We start from the raw sequence: 14,197 nt of genomic DNA, 5'->3' as shown, positions 1-14,197 counted from the left end.
CTCGGCGCCGCTGATCTATGCAGCTGCGCTGTTGCCGCCTAGCCGACCAGCCCGAGGGCACGGTCCAGTTGCTCCTGCGGGTCGCTGACGGCGGCGAGGAATTCATCACCCCAGCGGCGGATATCGTTGTAGTTGACGATATCGAACAGCTCACGCAGGCGTGCCTGGGCCTCGGCCTTAGGCATGTTCAGCGCCACATAACAGGTTTGCGTCATATCCACCGGGTCATGCGGGTTGGTCAGTAGCGCGCCTTTGAGCTCGGCGGCAGCGCCGGCAAACTCCGAAAGTACCAGCACGCCACGGCCATCCAGCAGGCCTTGAGCGGCGACAAATTCCTTGGCCACCAGGTTGAGGCCGTCGCGCAGTGGGGTAATCCACATCACGTCGGCCATGGCGTACCAGGCGCTGACTTCCTCGAACGGCAGGCTGCGGAAGAAGAACTGCAGCGGCGTCCAGCCGATGCGGGCGAAGCGGCCGTTGATGCGGCCCACGGCCTGCTCGATCTGCCCTTGCAGCTCGTCATAAATGGTCATTTCCTTGGCCGCCGGCACGCACACGGTTACCAGGGTGACCTTGCCGAGCAGCTCGGGGTTTTCTTCCAACAGGCGCTCATAAGCGTTGAGCTTTTCCAGAATGCCTTTGGTGTAGTCGAGGCGTTCTACCGAGAGAATCAGTTTGACCCCGGCAAGTTCGCTGCGCAGACGTTCCATCATTTCCCTGATCTTCGGTGCGGCCAGGGCGCTGCGTACCCGCTCGATATCCAGGCCCACCGGGTGGGCGCCAAGTTTGACCACGCGGTTACCAGTGTCCACGGCGGTGGTCATGCGCTCCAGGCCCACGGCGCAGCCATAGGTAATAAAGCGTGGCGCGCAGTTCTGCCGGCTGACGGTTTGCAGCGGCATCACGCCGCGCGCGGCATCGACGAAGTTTTCCACCTGGCGCGGGATATGAAAGCCGATGTAGTCGCACTGCAGCAGGCTGCCGATGATCTGCCGGCGCCAAGGCAGTACGTTAAACACATCCGCCGATGGGAAGTAGGTGTGGTGGAAGAAGGCGATGCGCAGGTCCGGGCGCAGCTCGCGCAGGTAGCCGGGCACCATCCACAGGTTGTAATCGTGCAGCCAGACGGTGGCGCCTTCGGCTGCTTCCAGGGCGGTGCGCTCGGCAAAAGCGCGGTTGACCTTGAGGAACACCTGCCAGTCGTCCTCACGGAACTGCGCGCGCTCCCAGAAGGTGTGCAGGGTCGGCCAGAAGGCTTCCTTTGAGAAGCGCTTGTAGAAGATGTCGACCTCTTCCTTGCTCAGCGCCACCCGCGCGGCGGTCAGCTTTGGGTAACGCTCGGCATCCACGGTGGTGTGGCTGTCGAAGGTTTCGCCGCTGTTTTCGTCATGCTCAGCCCAGGCTACCCAGGAGCCGGCGCGACCATCGCCGAAGAAGCTCAGCAGGGTCGGAATAATGCCGTTGGGGGAAGTCGGGCGGCGGCGTTGCAACTTACCATCGGCACCGCGGAATTCTTCGTAAGGCAGACGGTGGTAGACCATCACCAGATCGGCTTTGCCGGGTTCGGCAACTTGCTTGCCTTCGGCGGCGATGCCCTGTTTGCCGAGAAAGCCAAAGTGCACAAAGGCTTCAAGAATACCGCCGCAACCGGCGCGCTCGGCGTGGAACACCCGCGAATATTGCCGCGTGGCCTGCAGCAGGCCCGGCTCGGATGCGCCGACGCACACGCCTTTGAACTGGCCGCTCAGCATGGAAAGGTCGTTGAGTGTGTCGCCGGCAGTCAACACTTGGTCGTTGTCCAGTTCCAGCCAGTCGATCAGCGCCTGCAGGCTGCTGCCCTTGTTCACGCCCTTAGGCAGAAAGTCCAGGTAACGTTCGGCTGAGTAGAGCAGGTCGCAGCCCAAGCTTTCTGCAACTTCCAACAGTTCCGGGTTGGCCGCCTGCTCAGGGTTGCAGAAGTAGGAGCAGCGGCGCACCTGCGGTACGTCCTGGCGCTCCAGGGCAAAGCGCTCAATGGCGCTGGCCACCTGACTGTCGCCGGGCCAGAGGGCGTCCACCGCGCTTTGCAGCGGCTGAATCGGCTGCAGGCTGTCGCCATGTACCAGGCTGGCGCCGACGTCGGAGATAATGAAATCCGGTTGCGGCAGGGTCGGGTCTGCCAGCAGTGGCAGCACCGACTCCAGGCTGCGGCCGGTGACGTAGGCCAGGCGGATTTCCGGGTGGGCGGCGATGGTTTGGTAAAGGCTTAAGCGATCCTTGGGATCGCCGCCGAGAAAGGTTCCATCGAGATCGGTGGCAAGTAACATGCGCTGTCTTCCTGTCCAGTTAAGTGGGTGCAGTGACGCGCCGACAAAAGCCGACGAGCTATGGACGATTGCGCCACGGGGCGTTCGTCTCTTGGTTTACCCAGGCGTCTGCGGCGCCGGGTTGGGCGGGTCCTCATGTGAGTCAGTTGGGTCTGGGTCGTCTGTGGGCGGTGCATCGGGCATCAGCTCAAGTACCGTGTGGCTGGTGCGCAGCATGGGCATAAAGTGCCCGGCCGGTGCGCTGACCAGGTCGCTGACATGACGTAGGCGGTACAGCGTGTAAGCCGCGAGCAGGCCGAGCGTGGCGGCGAAATACAGCGGCAGCGCCTGGGCGCCGAGGTGATGCATCAGCAGGCCGGCGAGCAGCGGGCCGCACACCGAACCGATGCCGTTGACCATCAGCAGGCTGCTGGAACCGGCGAGGATTTCATCGCTGTGCAATTGGTCGATCAGCTGCGCCACTGCAATCGGGTAGATAGCAAAGGCCAAACCGCCCCAGATAAATATCAGCCCGAGCAGCAGGCGACCGGCCGGCAACAGGCTCATCAGCACGGCAACCACTACGGCCAGCGCGACCACCCAGAACAGCACCAGGCGGCGGTCGTGTTTATCCGAGTAAATGCCAATCGGCCATTGCAGCAGGGCGCCGCCAAGGATCGTGCTGCTCATCAGCAAACCCACGCCGGTGGCATCGAAGCCGTTCAGGCTGGCGTATACCGGCGCCATGCCCCAGAACGCGCCGAGGGCCAGGCCGGATAAGCCAGCGGCGGCCAGCGCCAATGGGGCGATACCGGCGATCTGCTGCAGGTTGGTGTGCAGGGTGTCCGGCACGCTGGGTTGGATCTGCCGAGTCAGGGTGATGGGCATCAAGGCCGCGCTGATCAGCATGGCGGCAAGCGCGAACAGCACGAAGTCGCTGGGCGAAGCCAGGTTGAGCAGCTGCTGCGCGGCGGCCAGCGCGCCGAGGTTGACCGCCATATACACGGCAAACACCTGGCCGCGTTTGTCGTTGGGCACCTGGGCGTTAAGCCAGCTCTCGATCACCATATACAGACTGACCAGCGCCAGGCCGTAGAGCACGCGCAGGCCCAGCCAGACCCACGGGTCGACGATCAGTACATGCAGCAGGGCGGTGATGGCGGCGAGGGCGGCGCAAAAGGCAAACGCACGGATATGCCCAACGCGGCGGACCAGCGGAATCGCCAGCCAGGTGCCAAGGAGAAAACCGACAAAGTACCCGGACATAATCAGGCCGAGCATCGAGGTGGAGTAGCCTTCGGCGACGCCACGCAAGGTCAGTAGGGTGTTGAGCAGGCCATTGCCGAGGAGGAGTAAAGCAACCCCACCGAGCAACGAGCTGATAGGGGCAATCAGGGACCACATGGCGAACTACCCTAGGGAACTATGCCGCTGAGTGCAAGCATGAAGGGTGCCAATGCTTAGTCAGGTAACGAATTAAGTTGTTGTTTTTAAACAGTTAATTTTATAGATAAACGGTATTTTGATTTTTCCAGGCATTGCCTGTGCGTGCGCCGAGGGCGCTGAAACGCCGTGCAGCACCAATACTGCTCGCGCTCCGCCCTAGGCTTCCCTTCGCGCTTACAGGGCTTCCCGCGAACCGGTAGAAGGTTGCTGGGTGTTGTTTTCCGCACTCTTGCTGCCCGGTATGCCAAGCAGGGCAATCGGCTCCAGGGCTGAACTGTTCTGGTTGATGCGTTCGAGCAGCTGGTTGATGGCTTGGCGATCGCGGCTGTTACTCAGGTGCTGATCGGCAGTTTCCTGCACGCTACGCACATGCCGCAGCAGATCGGTTTTCTGCGCTGCGCGCAGCGGCTGGTAGAGCAGGTTCTTGAAGGCCTGCAGCAACCCGATCAGCACACTCACATCGGCGCAGCCGTAGTGGCGAATGGGGCCGAATACCCGTTGCAGCAACTCATCCAGCGAGAGTTCGTAATGCAGCAGGCGTGGTGGGCCATCGTCCGCCAGGGTGACATCGAGGTCCGGCAACGCCAGGCGCTTGCTGAATAGCACGCTGAGCAGGTCGATGGCGGTAATCGCCGTGCCGGGATCGTTGATGCCGGGGCTGAGCGCCTTGACGGCGATTTCCGACATCTGCGTGCAGCCAAACAGGTAGTGGGAGTGCGCGTATTCCTCGAGAAAGAAATCGAAGCAGTCGAGTAGCGCGTCAGTGATTGCCGAATCGACCTGGCGGTCTAGCTTGAACAGCGGCCGGCCACTCATCACGAAGAAGCCGCGGTGGATCATCACGGTCATGCGCAGGTCGTGCTCACACAAGATGGTGTTGATCGTGTTGACATTGAGCTCTTTGAAATAACCGCTGCGTTGCGCGCAGACCTCCTGCCAGTTTTGCTCCTCTGGCCAACTGGGCAGGTTGTCGATAGCGGCCAGCTTGGCTTCGCGCGCGGCGAGTTTCGCCAGGGTGGTGTGGTACAGGTTGTTGAGGATGTACTCCACCTGAATCGAGCGGGAAATCGAGTGGATAAAGTGCACAAACAGGCCAAGGCAGGCGATGCCCATCGCCAATGCCATCAATACGCCGAGGCTGGGTACCTGGGTGGAGTTGTCCAGTTCAATCGTGGTGATCAGCAGCAGTGAGAAGAGGATGGTGCCGAGGTAGAAACCGAGGGTCTTCTGATGGCTCTTGTCGCTGATCAGGCCAGGCACTACGCGCGGTGACAGCGCGGCGGCGGCATTGTTGAGCACCACCATGACCATGGAGAAGCTGAACACCATCAGCGAGAGGATGCCGCCGACCAACGTGCCGAGAATCAAGCGGGCATTGTCGGCATTGCGCACCAGGCCGACATCAATCTCGCCTTTGAGCGACATCATCCAGGGCTGATATTCGATGCTCATGCTCAGCAGGCACAAAACGAAGAAGCCCAATGCGATGAGCGTTGGGTAGAGGGCCAGGCTGTGCAAGATGCGCTGGTACAGGCGGAAGGCGAAATTCAACAAGCGGGGCACGGGCGTCTCGGTGCGATGGGCGTGCGGCGACTATAGCAAGCTTATCGGCACATGCTGCTACCAGAGCCCCAGCGCTGTGCGGGGCTCAGGTGCGCGTCAGTCGCAGCAGACGCGCGAAATAGCGTTGGCCAGCTGATCCAGGCGCTCGGCGTCGAGCCCGGCCATATTCGCACGGCCTGAACCGACCATATACACGCTGAACTCATCGCGCAGGCGTTGCACCTGGGTTGGACTCAGGCCGGTGTAGGAGAACATCCCGCGCTGCACCGTGATATGCGCAAAACGCTCACTCAGGTCATACGGCTGCAGGGCTTCGACCAGGCCGGCGCGCAGGCTGGCGACGCGCTGGCGCATGGCGTCCAGCTCGCTGACCCAGAGACTGTGCAGTTCACCGTCAGCCAGAATACTGGCGACCACTGCCGCGCCATGAGCGGGCGGGGTGGACCAGAGGTTGCGCGCGATAAACGCCAGCTGGCTGCGTACATCCAGCAGTTTTTCTGCGTTCTCCGCGCAGACGATCAGCGCGCCGGTGCGTTCGCGGTACAGGCCGAAATTTTTCGAGCAGGAACTGGTGATCAGTAACTCCGACAACTCGGCGGCAAACAGGCGCACGGCAAAGGCATCTTGCTCCAGGCCATCACCAAACCCCTGGTAGGCAAAGTCGATCAGCGGCAGCAGCTCACGGGCTTTGACCACCTCCAGCACGCGCTTCCAGTCGCGTGGGGTGAGGTCGAAGCCGGTGGGGTTGTGGCAGCAGGCGTGCAACAGCACCACATCGCCTTTGGGCACGTGGGCGAGGGCGGCGATCATCGCCTCGACATTCAGCCGGTTGTCCGCGCCGACATAGGGGTAATGCCCAACGCGCAGGCCGGCGGCAGCAAAGATGCTCTCGTGGATTGGCCAGGTCGGGTCACTCAGCCAGATGCCACGGCCCGGCAGGCAGTTAGCGATAAAGTCCGCACACAGGCGCAGCGCCCCGGTGCCGCCTGGGGTCTGGGTGGTGCCTGCACGTTCGGCCAGCAACGGGCTATCGGCGCCCAGTACCAGCTGACTGAGCAGGCTGCCAAACAGCGGGTCGCCATGGCCGCCGATATAGCTTTTGCTGGTTTCGCTTTCCACCAGCCGCTGTTCGGCGAGCTTTACCGCGCGGGGAATCGGCGTCAGGCCCTGAGCGTCCCTGTACACGCCCACGCCGAGGTCGAGCTTGGCCGGGTTGCGGTCAGCGCGGTAGGCGTCCATCAGGCCGAGAATTGGGTCGCCAGGCACTCGCACAATGCTGTGGAAATAGCTCACTTGCGGCCCTCGGCGCTGGCGGCAAGAACATCGGTGCGTGCGGCCATGATGAAGTCGTTCCGGTGCAGGCCGCGCATCTCATGGCTCCACCAGGTCACGGTGACTCTTCCCCATTCGGTGAGCAGCGCTGGGTGGTGGCCGACCTCTTCGGCGATTGCGCCGACGGCGTTGGTAAAGGCCAGGGCATGACGGAAGTTCTTGAACGTGTAAACCCGCTCCAACTCCATGTGGTCGTCACGTACTTCGATGTTCCAGTCCGGAATCTCGCGGATCAGTTCGGCCAGTTCGTCATCGCTGATTTTTGGCGCATCGGCGCGGCAGGCTTCGCATTGGGCTTGGGCAAGGGACATGGGTATTCTCCAAGGGTCAAAAGTGAGCCGTAGGATGGGTGTGGGGCCATCCTACAAAGGTTATGCCGCTTTCGGCGGAAACTTCGGTGCATGTAAGCCCAGGCGCATGGCTTGCTGCACCATGGCCATGATGTCTTCATGGGCCAGTTCGAACAGGCGCTTAAGCTCGGGCAGAACAAAATACAGCGGCTGCAGGATGTCGATTCGGTAGGGCGTGCGCATCGCCTCAATCGGGTCGAAAGCCAAACGTTGCGGTGCATCGGACAGGCAGTAGAGGGTTTCTTTCGGAGAGGAAAGAATACCGCCGCCGTAGATGCGCTGGCCCTGGCTGGTATCAACCAGGCCGAACTCGATGGTCAGCCAATAAAGCCGCGCCAGGTACACGCGCTCTTCCTTGCTGGCGGCCAGGCCGAGCTTGCCGTAGGTGTGGGTGAATTCGGCGAACCAGGGGTTGGTCAGCAGCGGGCAGTGGCCAAAAATCTCGTGGAAGATGTCCGGCTCCTGCAGGTAGTCCAGCTCTTCAGGCGTGCGGATAAACGTCGCTACCGGAAATTGCTTGCTGGCCAGCAGCTCGAAGAAGGTCTGAAAAGGAATCAGTGCCGGCACCCGTGTCACGCGCCAACCGGTGCTGGTTTGCAGCACTTGGTTGATCTCGCCGAGCTGCGGAATACGCTCATGTGGCAGGCCGAGCTGCTCGATGCCATCCAAGTACTCTTGGCAGGCACGCCCTTCAATTACCTTGAGCTGACGGGTGATCAGAGTGTTCCACACCTGATGCTCGGCCTCCGGGTAATGGATAAAGCCGCTGTCATCCGGTTCACGCGCCAGGTATTGCGTGCTCTTCATCACTGCCTCCTGCTGGGGCTTTGTTGTTGTATTGGACTCAGGAATACGCCAGCTCGTGCGGTAATGCAGCCCTGGGTTGGGTCTGTTAAGGGAGAAAAGGGCAGTTATTGCGTAAAGAATTGGTTACGTTAGCGTCGGTGCAGCGAACTATCGTCTTGCTGATGCGCTAATCTGTCACATATTCTTGACGGATAATCCGCCGGCAACGTCGATTGTTCGTCGTTTACGGTCATAACAAGACCCATAAGAGCCCTGCCATGCGTATCAAAGTCCACTGCCAGAACCGAATTGGCATCCTGCGCGACATCCTCAACCTGCTGGTCGAATACGGCATCAACGTCGCCCGCGGTGAAGTTGGTGGCGAGCAGGGCAACGCCATCTACTTGCACTGCCCGAACCTGATCAACCTGCAGTTCCAATCGCTGCGACCTAAGTTCGAGGCGATTTCCGGGGTGTTCGGCGTTAAGCGTGTGGGTCTGATGCCCAGCGAACGTCGTCATCTGGAGTTGAATGCCTTGCTCGGTGCGCTGGATTTTCCGGTGTTGTCGATTGATATGGGTGGCTCTATCGTCGCCGCCAACCGCAGCGCCGCGCAGCTCTTGGGCGTGCGGGTGGACGAGGTGCCGGGCATTCCGCTGTCGCGTTATGCCGAGGACTTCGACCTGCCCGAGCTGGTGCACGCCAACAAGTCGCGGATCAATGGGCTGCGGGTGAAAGTTAAGGGCGATGTGTTTCTCGCCGATATCGCACCGCTGCAAACCGAGCATGAAGAGAGCGATGCCATGGCCGGCGCGGTGTTGACCCTGCACCGCGCGGATCGAGTAGGCGAGCGCATCTACAACGTGCGCAAGCAGGAACTGCGTGGCTTCGATTCGATCTTTCAGAGTTCCAAGGTAATGGCCGCTGTAGTGCGCGAAGCGCGGCGGATGGCACCGCTAGATGCGCCGTTGCTGATCGAGGGCGAAACCGGTACCGGTAAGGAGTTGCTGGCCCGCGCCTGCCACCTGGCCAGCCCGCGTGGGCAGTCGCCGTTTATGGCGCTGAACTGCGCCGGTCTGCCGGAATCCATGGCAGAAACCGAGCTGTTCGGCTACGGCCCTGGTGCCTTTGAAGGTGCTCGGCCTGAAGGCAAGCTCGGCCTGCTGGAGCTGACTGCAGGCGGCACGCTGTTTCTCGATGGCGTCGGCGAGATGAGCCCGCGGCTGCAGGCCAAGCTGCTGCGCTTTCTGCAGGACGGCTGCTTTCGCCGGGTCGGCAGTGACGAGGAGGTGTATCTGGATGTGCGGGTGATCTGCGCCACCCAGGTCGATTTGTCCGAGCTGTGCGCCAAGGGCGAGTTTCGTCAGGATCTGTATCACCGCCTCAACGTACTAAGCCTGCATATCCCGCCGCTACGCGAATGCCTGGATGGCCTGCCGCCGCTGGTGGAGCACTTTCTTGACCAGGCCAGCCGGCAGATCGGTTGCCCGCTGCCCAAACTCGCACCGCAAGTGCTGGACAAACTCAGCCATTACCATTGGCCGGGCAACGTGCGCCAACTGGAGAACGTGCTGTTCCAGGCTGTTTCACTGTGCGACGGCGGCGTGGTCAAGGGCGAGCATATCCGCCTGCCGGACTACGGCGCGCCGCAGCCGCTGGGCGAGTTCTCGGTGGAAGGCGGCCTGGACGAGATTCTCGGGCGCTTCGAGAAAGCCGTGCTGGAGCGTCTGTTCCATGACCATCCCAGCAGCCGTCAGTTAGGTAAGCGTCTTGGTGTGTCACACACCACGATTGCCAACAAGCTGCGTCAGCATGGGTTGGGGAAGGAGTAGGGAGCCTTTAGCCGTAAGGGCTATTCGCAGTTACGAACCTTCTACTGGGTCAGCCCATCGCCGAAACTTTAGCGCTAGAGTGTGCTGATCAGCCTATGACCTGATGGACCCGCCGCAAGGATTGCCATGCCCAACATAAACCGCAGTGATGCCCAGCAACGTGCCGATGACATTGGCGTTTTCAACCGTGAATTGGCGCGCCTTGAGGCAGAGCAGGTGTTGAACCTAAGCGATAGCCAGCGTGCCAATTTGCACGGCTATCAGCAGCAATTACTCAACAGCTACCTAGCGGCCTTCGATATCGATCACGATATTCAGGCTCGGCAGCTGTCGCTGGGCATGCGCATTGCCTCGTTTCTCGGCGCGCTGGCGTTGGCGGCCAGTGTGTTTTTCCTGTTCTACCAGTTCTGGGGGCTGTTCGGGACTCAGAGCCAAGTGGCGATTCTGCTGACCGCGAGCATCGCTTCGTTTGGTCTGACACTGTGGGTGCAACGCCTCGATAGCTCGGGCTATTTCAGCAAGCTTGCGGCGTTGGTAGCCTTTACCTGCTTTGTGCTGAACATCGTCATGCTTGGGCAGATCTTCAATATCACTCCCTCGAACAACGCCTTGTTGCCTTGGGCGCTCTACGCGTTGCTGCTGGCTTATGCCTGTGGTGCGCGTCTGCTGTTGGCGGCCGGGCTGAGCTGTCTGCTGGCCTTTGTCGCGGCGCGGATTGGCAGTTGGGACGGCATCTACTGGCTGGGTTTTGCCCAGCGGCCGGAGAATTTCATCCTGCCGGCGCTGCTGGTCTTTGCGGTGCCGCTGCTGATTGATCAGCGCCGTTTTGATGGCTTTGCCGCTATCTATCGGGTATTTGGCCTGCTTGGGGTGTTTGTGCCGGTACTGGTGCTGGCGCATTGGGGGGCTGGCAGTTACTTCGACTATTCGCCCGAGTACATCGAGAATGCCTACCATATCGGCGGCTTTATCCTCGCAGCGTTGGTGATCTGGCTAGGCGTGCGCCGTGGCTGGGCGGATGTGGTGAACACCGGGCTGAGTTTCTTTGTGATTTTTCTCTACACCAAGCTGTTCGACTGGTGGTGGGAGAGCATGCCCAAATATCTGTTCTTCCTGGTGCTGGGTTTGAGTGCGGTGCTGATTTTGCTGGTTCTGCGGCGCTTGCGTAGCCGCCACGGTTTGCTGGGAGGTGGGCAATGAGCGGTGTGCGTGCGCGTTATCTGATTGCCGGGCTGCTGCTGATCGGGCTGGTTAACGCCATTGTCCTGGCGGGCGTGGCCTGGAATCGCCAGGAGCCTGAGGACAGCCGCCTACAACTGTCCGAGCGCGAGCTGGGCGCGACCTACGCCTATTGGCGCAAGGACAACAGCAGCTTGGCGCTGCGCCTTGATTACCGCTGGCCGAGCCAGGCGGATGATGACCACTACTACCCGTCGATCAGCGCCGAAAAGATGGCCGAGCTAGGCTTCAATGTACCCACTGAGCTTAACGAGCAGACCGTGCGGCGTTACCGTCGTCAGCTGGACCGCGATGCGTTGCTGGTGTTGGAACTCGATGGTCCGGCTTATCAGCGTGAAGTGGCGCTGCAGGTTGCCGCCCATGCCGAAGCCTTGCGCTTGCAGAAGTCTGTGCCGGACAGCAAAGAGCTGCGCGAGGCAGCTCAGCATGCTGCTAATGCGCTGGATTATGAGCGGCGGCGCGCCACTCGCTTGCTGGTGGTCGATGTTGGAATGGATCAGCAGGCATTGCGCGAGCGTTACCCTGATCGTGCGCGCTACGCCATTGTGCGCAGCATCATCGAGGTGCAGGCCAGCAGCGTAGCGACTGACTGGGATGGAGAGGGCGATGATCCGCGCCCGGATAACCAGCGCTGGACCTGGCAGCTCGGCGGTTCGGCCGAAACCCCAGGGGTGCAGAGCCTCAATCTGCCGCAGCGCTGGCATGCAACGTTCGACAGCCTGCCCCAGCAAGCTGAGCAGCAAGGCGTCGACTACTCGGGTTATCAGAAGCTGTTTAGCGCCGAAGTCGCCTTCGGTCGTCGGCTGGAGCCCTGGTTTGTTGCGTTGAGTGCCAGGCAGGCGAGTACGCCGCAGCCTACGACCAAGGTGCAATAGTGCAGCGCAGCGTGCTGGGCGAAAGTGGCGGCGTTCCAATCCTGCGTGGTTTGGATGCAAGCGTTTCTCCATTCCTCTCCCTGGAATGATTTGGGTAGGCGGTCAGATGACCGCCTTTTTTATGTTCAGCACATCCATGTGCTTCTCCCTCGACGGGGCTTGCGCGCAAAAACGCTCCTGGCGTTTTTGTGGCGTGCCATCCCTGGCCGTCACCCTGCTGGCCGTCGCTAGGCGACGTTAAAAATTGCTCCCGGTAATTTTTTTGCCTGAAAAAAGCGTCTGCAACCATGGTCGTAGAGCGTTAAGACCATGGTCGAATGGCTCAAAGGTGGGGTCCTGGCTACAAAATGGCCCATAGAACAACAACTACCCACCGAGGTGTTTCTGATGAGTGCTGCGTCCTTGTATCCCGTGCGCCCTGAGGTGGCGGCCCAGTCGCTGACTGATGAGGCCACCTATAAAGCCATGTACCAGCAGTCGGTGATCAATCCTGACGGTTTCTGGCGTGAACAGGCTCAGCGCCTGGACTGGATCAAGCCGTTCACCAAGGTCAAACAGACCTCTTTCGACGATCACCACGTCGATATCAAGTGGTTCGCCGATGGCACCCTCAACGTGTCCTACAACTGCCTGGACCGTCACCTGGAAGAACGTGGCGATCAGGTGGCGATCATCTGGGAAGGCGATGACCCGTCCGAGCACGAGGAAATCACCTACCGCCAGCTGCACGAACAGGTTTGCAAGTTCGCCAACGCCCTGCGCGGCCAGGACGTGCACCGCGGTGACGTAGTGACTATTTATATGCCGATGATTCCGCAGGCGGTTGTGGCGATGCTGGCCTGTACCCGTATCGGTGCGATCCACTCGGTGGTGTTCGGCGGTTTCTCCCCGGAAGCACTGGCCGGCCGCATCATCGACTGCCAATCCAAGGTGGTAATCACCGCCGATGAAGGCCTGCGCGGCGGTAAGAAAACCCCGCTGAAAGCCAACGTCGACGACGCGCTGACCAACCCGGAAACCAGCAGTGTGCAGAAGGTCATCGTGTGCAAGCGCACCGGCAGCCCGATCAAGTGGAACCAGCACCGTGACATCTGGTACGAAGACCTGATGGCCGTGGCGTCCAGCCATTGTGCGCCGAAGGAAATGGGCGCCGAGGAAGCGCTGTTTATCCTCTACACCTCCGGCTCCACTGGTAAGCCGAAAGGCGTGCAGCACACCACCGGCGGCTACCTAGTGTATGCCGCGCTGACCCATGAGCGGGTGTTCGACTACAAACCAGGCGACGTCTACTGGTGTACCGCCGACGTGGGTTGGGTCACCGGCCACAGCTATATCGTCTACGGCCCGCTGGCCAATGGCGCGACCACGCTGCTGTTCGAAGGCATCCCGAATTATCCGGACATTACCCGGGTGTCGAAGATCATCGACAAGCACAAGGTCAATATCCTCTACACCGCACCGACAGCGATCCGCGCGATGATGGCCCAGGGTGATGCGGCGGTTGCCGGTGCTGATGGCTCCAGCCTGCGCCTGCTTGGCTCGGTCGGCGAGCCGATCAACCCGGAAGCCTGGAACTGGTATTACAAGACTGTCGGCAAAGAGCGTTGCCCGATTGTCGATACCTGGTGGCAGACCGAAACCGGCGGCATCCTGATCAGCCCGTTGCCGGGTGCTACTGCACTCAAGCCGGGTTCGGCGACCCGTCCGTTCTTCGGCGTGCAGCCAGCGCTGGTGGATAACCTCGGCAATCTGATCGAGGGCGCTGCCGAAGGCAATCTGGTGATCATTGATTCCTGGCCGGGCCAGGCGCGTACGCTGTATGGCGACCACGACCGTTTCGTCGACACCTACTTCAAAACCTTCAAGGGCATGTACTTCACTGGTGACGGTGCGCGTCGTGACGAAGATGGTTACTACTGGATTACCGGTCGCGTCGACGACGTGTTGAACGTGTCCGGCCACCGTATGGGCACCGCCGAAATCGAAAGCGCCATGGTGGCTCACCCGAAAGTCGCCGAGGCCGCCGTGGTTGGCGTGCCGCATGACATCAAAGGGCAGGGCATCTATGTCTACGTCACCTTGAATGGCGGCGAGCAGCCATCCGAGCAATTGCGCCAAGAGTTGAAAAACTGGGTGCGCAAGGAGATCGGCCCGATTGCCTCGCCGGACGTGATTCAGTGGGCCCCAGGCCTGCCGAAAACCCGCTCGGGCAAGATCATGCGCCGTATCCTGCGCAAGATCGCAACCGCCGAATACGATGCACTCGGCGATATCTCCACGCTGGCCGATCCTGGCGTGGTGCAGCACCTTATCGACACTCACCGCGAGATGCAGGCTGCCTGACTTCGGTTGAAGCGCCTGTAAACAACGCCCTGTTTCGGCCACAAGCCGGGCAGGGCGTTGTGCTTTGTGCGGCATTATCGATTTTCATCTGGGTATTTCGTTGTCACTCGGGCGTAACAACGCGCACTTTTATGGGGTGTGCGGGA

The 14,197-nt window shown here is 60.8% G+C and carries 10 protein-coding genes; 4 read left to right on the top strand and 6 right to left on the bottom strand.

Features of this window, described 5'->3' with window-relative positions; genetic code table 11:
• Positions 1 to 38: 38 nt before the first annotated feature.
• The 6 genes from ggpS to phhA form a co-directional block, all read right to left on the bottom strand.
• Positions 39 to 2,306, bottom strand: coding sequence for a glucosylglycerol-phosphate synthase (gene ggpS, locus HCI85_RS10690; RefSeq protein WP_167144694.1), 2,268 nt, complete (start codon positions 2,304 to 2,306; stop codon positions 39 to 41).
• 96 nt (positions 2,307 to 2,402) lie between these two features.
• Positions 2,403 to 3,689, bottom strand: a complete 1,287-nt coding sequence (locus HCI85_RS10685; RefSeq protein WP_167144693.1) for an MFS transporter — start codon at positions 3,687 to 3,689, stop codon at positions 2,403 to 2,405.
• A gap of 216 nt (positions 3,690 to 3,905) precedes the next feature.
• Complete coding sequence (locus tag HCI85_RS10680) at positions 3,906 to 5,294, bottom strand: DUF2254 domain-containing protein (RefSeq protein WP_167144692.1); 1,389 nt, start codon at positions 5,292 to 5,294, stop codon at positions 3,906 to 3,908.
• A 96-nt stretch (positions 5,295 to 5,390) separates the two neighbouring features.
• Positions 5,391 to 6,587, bottom strand: coding sequence for an amino acid aminotransferase (locus HCI85_RS10675; RefSeq protein WP_167144691.1), 1,197 nt, complete (start codon positions 6,585 to 6,587; stop codon positions 5,391 to 5,393).
• Entirely contained in the window at positions 6,584 to 6,937 is a 354-nt protein-coding gene (locus HCI85_RS10670) for a 4a-hydroxytetrahydrobiopterin dehydratase (RefSeq protein ID WP_167144690.1), read from the bottom strand. The genes HCI85_RS10675 and HCI85_RS10670 overlap by 4 nt, the downstream gene beginning before the upstream one ends.
• A gap of 60 nt (positions 6,938 to 6,997) precedes the next feature.
• Complete coding sequence (gene phhA, locus HCI85_RS10665) at positions 6,998 to 7,783, bottom strand: phenylalanine 4-monooxygenase (protein WP_167144689.1); 786 nt, start codon at positions 7,781 to 7,783, stop codon at positions 6,998 to 7,000.
• Between the two features lie 257 nt (positions 7,784 to 8,040).
• On the opposite strand from phhA, the gene HCI85_RS10660 reads away from it, so the two are divergent.
• The 4 genes from HCI85_RS10660 to acs all read left to right on the top strand — a co-directional run bounded on the left by HCI85_RS10660 (position 8,041) and on the right by acs (position 14,051).
• Entirely contained in the window at positions 8,041 to 9,594 is a 1,554-nt protein-coding gene (locus HCI85_RS10660; RefSeq protein WP_167144688.1) for a sigma-54-dependent transcriptional regulator, read from the top strand.
• Positions 9,595 to 9,720: 126 nt separating this feature from the next.
• Positions 9,721 to 10,794 (top strand): DUF2157 domain-containing protein, encoded by a 1,074-nt coding sequence (locus HCI85_RS10655; RefSeq protein WP_167144687.1) that lies wholly within the window; start codon positions 9,721 to 9,723, stop codon positions 10,792 to 10,794.
• Entirely contained in the window at positions 10,791 to 11,708 is a 918-nt protein-coding gene (locus tag HCI85_RS10650) for a DUF4824 family protein (protein ID WP_167144686.1), read from the top strand. Before HCI85_RS10655 ends, HCI85_RS10650 begins: the two co-directional genes overlap by 4 nt.
• A gap of 387 nt (positions 11,709 to 12,095) precedes the next feature.
• Positions 12,096 to 14,051 (top strand): acetate--CoA ligase, encoded by a 1,956-nt coding sequence (gene acs / locus HCI85_RS10645; protein WP_167144685.1) that lies wholly within the window; start codon positions 12,096 to 12,098, stop codon positions 14,049 to 14,051.
• The last annotated feature ends 146 nt before the right edge of the window (positions 14,052 to 14,197 follow it).

The organism is Pseudomonas sp. OTU750018 (genome assembly GCF_011636575.1).
Taxonomy (GTDB): domain Bacteria; phylum Pseudomonadota; class Gammaproteobacteria; order Pseudomonadales; family Pseudomonadaceae; genus Aquipseudomonas; species Aquipseudomonas peli.
Note: the sequence above shows the minus strand (reverse complement) of the source record. Positions and strands in the feature narration are given on the sequence as shown.

Excerpts from the sequence above, each read along its gene's own strand:
- ggpS (WP_167144694.1), bottom strand. The coding sequence starts at position 2,306 with ATGTTACTTGCCACCGATCTCGATGGAACCTTTCTCGGCGGCGATCCC.
- HCI85_RS10685 (WP_167144693.1), bottom strand. The coding sequence starts at position 3,689 with ATGTGGTCCCTGATTGCCCCTATCAGCTCGTTGCTCGGTGGGGTTGCT.
- HCI85_RS10670 (WP_167144690.1), bottom strand. The coding sequence starts at position 6,937 with ATGTCCCTTGCCCAAGCCCAATGCGAAGCCTGCCGCGCCGATGCGCCA.
- phhA (WP_167144689.1), bottom strand. The coding sequence starts at position 7,783 with ATGAAGAGCACGCAATACCTGGCGCGTGAACCGGATGACAGCGGCTTT.
- HCI85_RS10660 (WP_167144688.1), top strand. The coding sequence starts at position 8,041 with ATGCGTATCAAAGTCCACTGCCAGAACCGAATTGGCATCCTGCGCGAC.
- HCI85_RS10655 (WP_167144687.1), top strand. The coding sequence starts at position 9,721 with ATGCCCAACATAAACCGCAGTGATGCCCAGCAACGTGCCGATGACATT.
- HCI85_RS10650 (WP_167144686.1), top strand. The coding sequence starts at position 10,791 with ATGAGCGGTGTGCGTGCGCGTTATCTGATTGCCGGGCTGCTGCTGATC.
- acs (WP_167144685.1), top strand. The coding sequence starts at position 12,096 with ATGAGTGCTGCGTCCTTGTATCCCGTGCGCCCTGAGGTGGCGGCCCAG.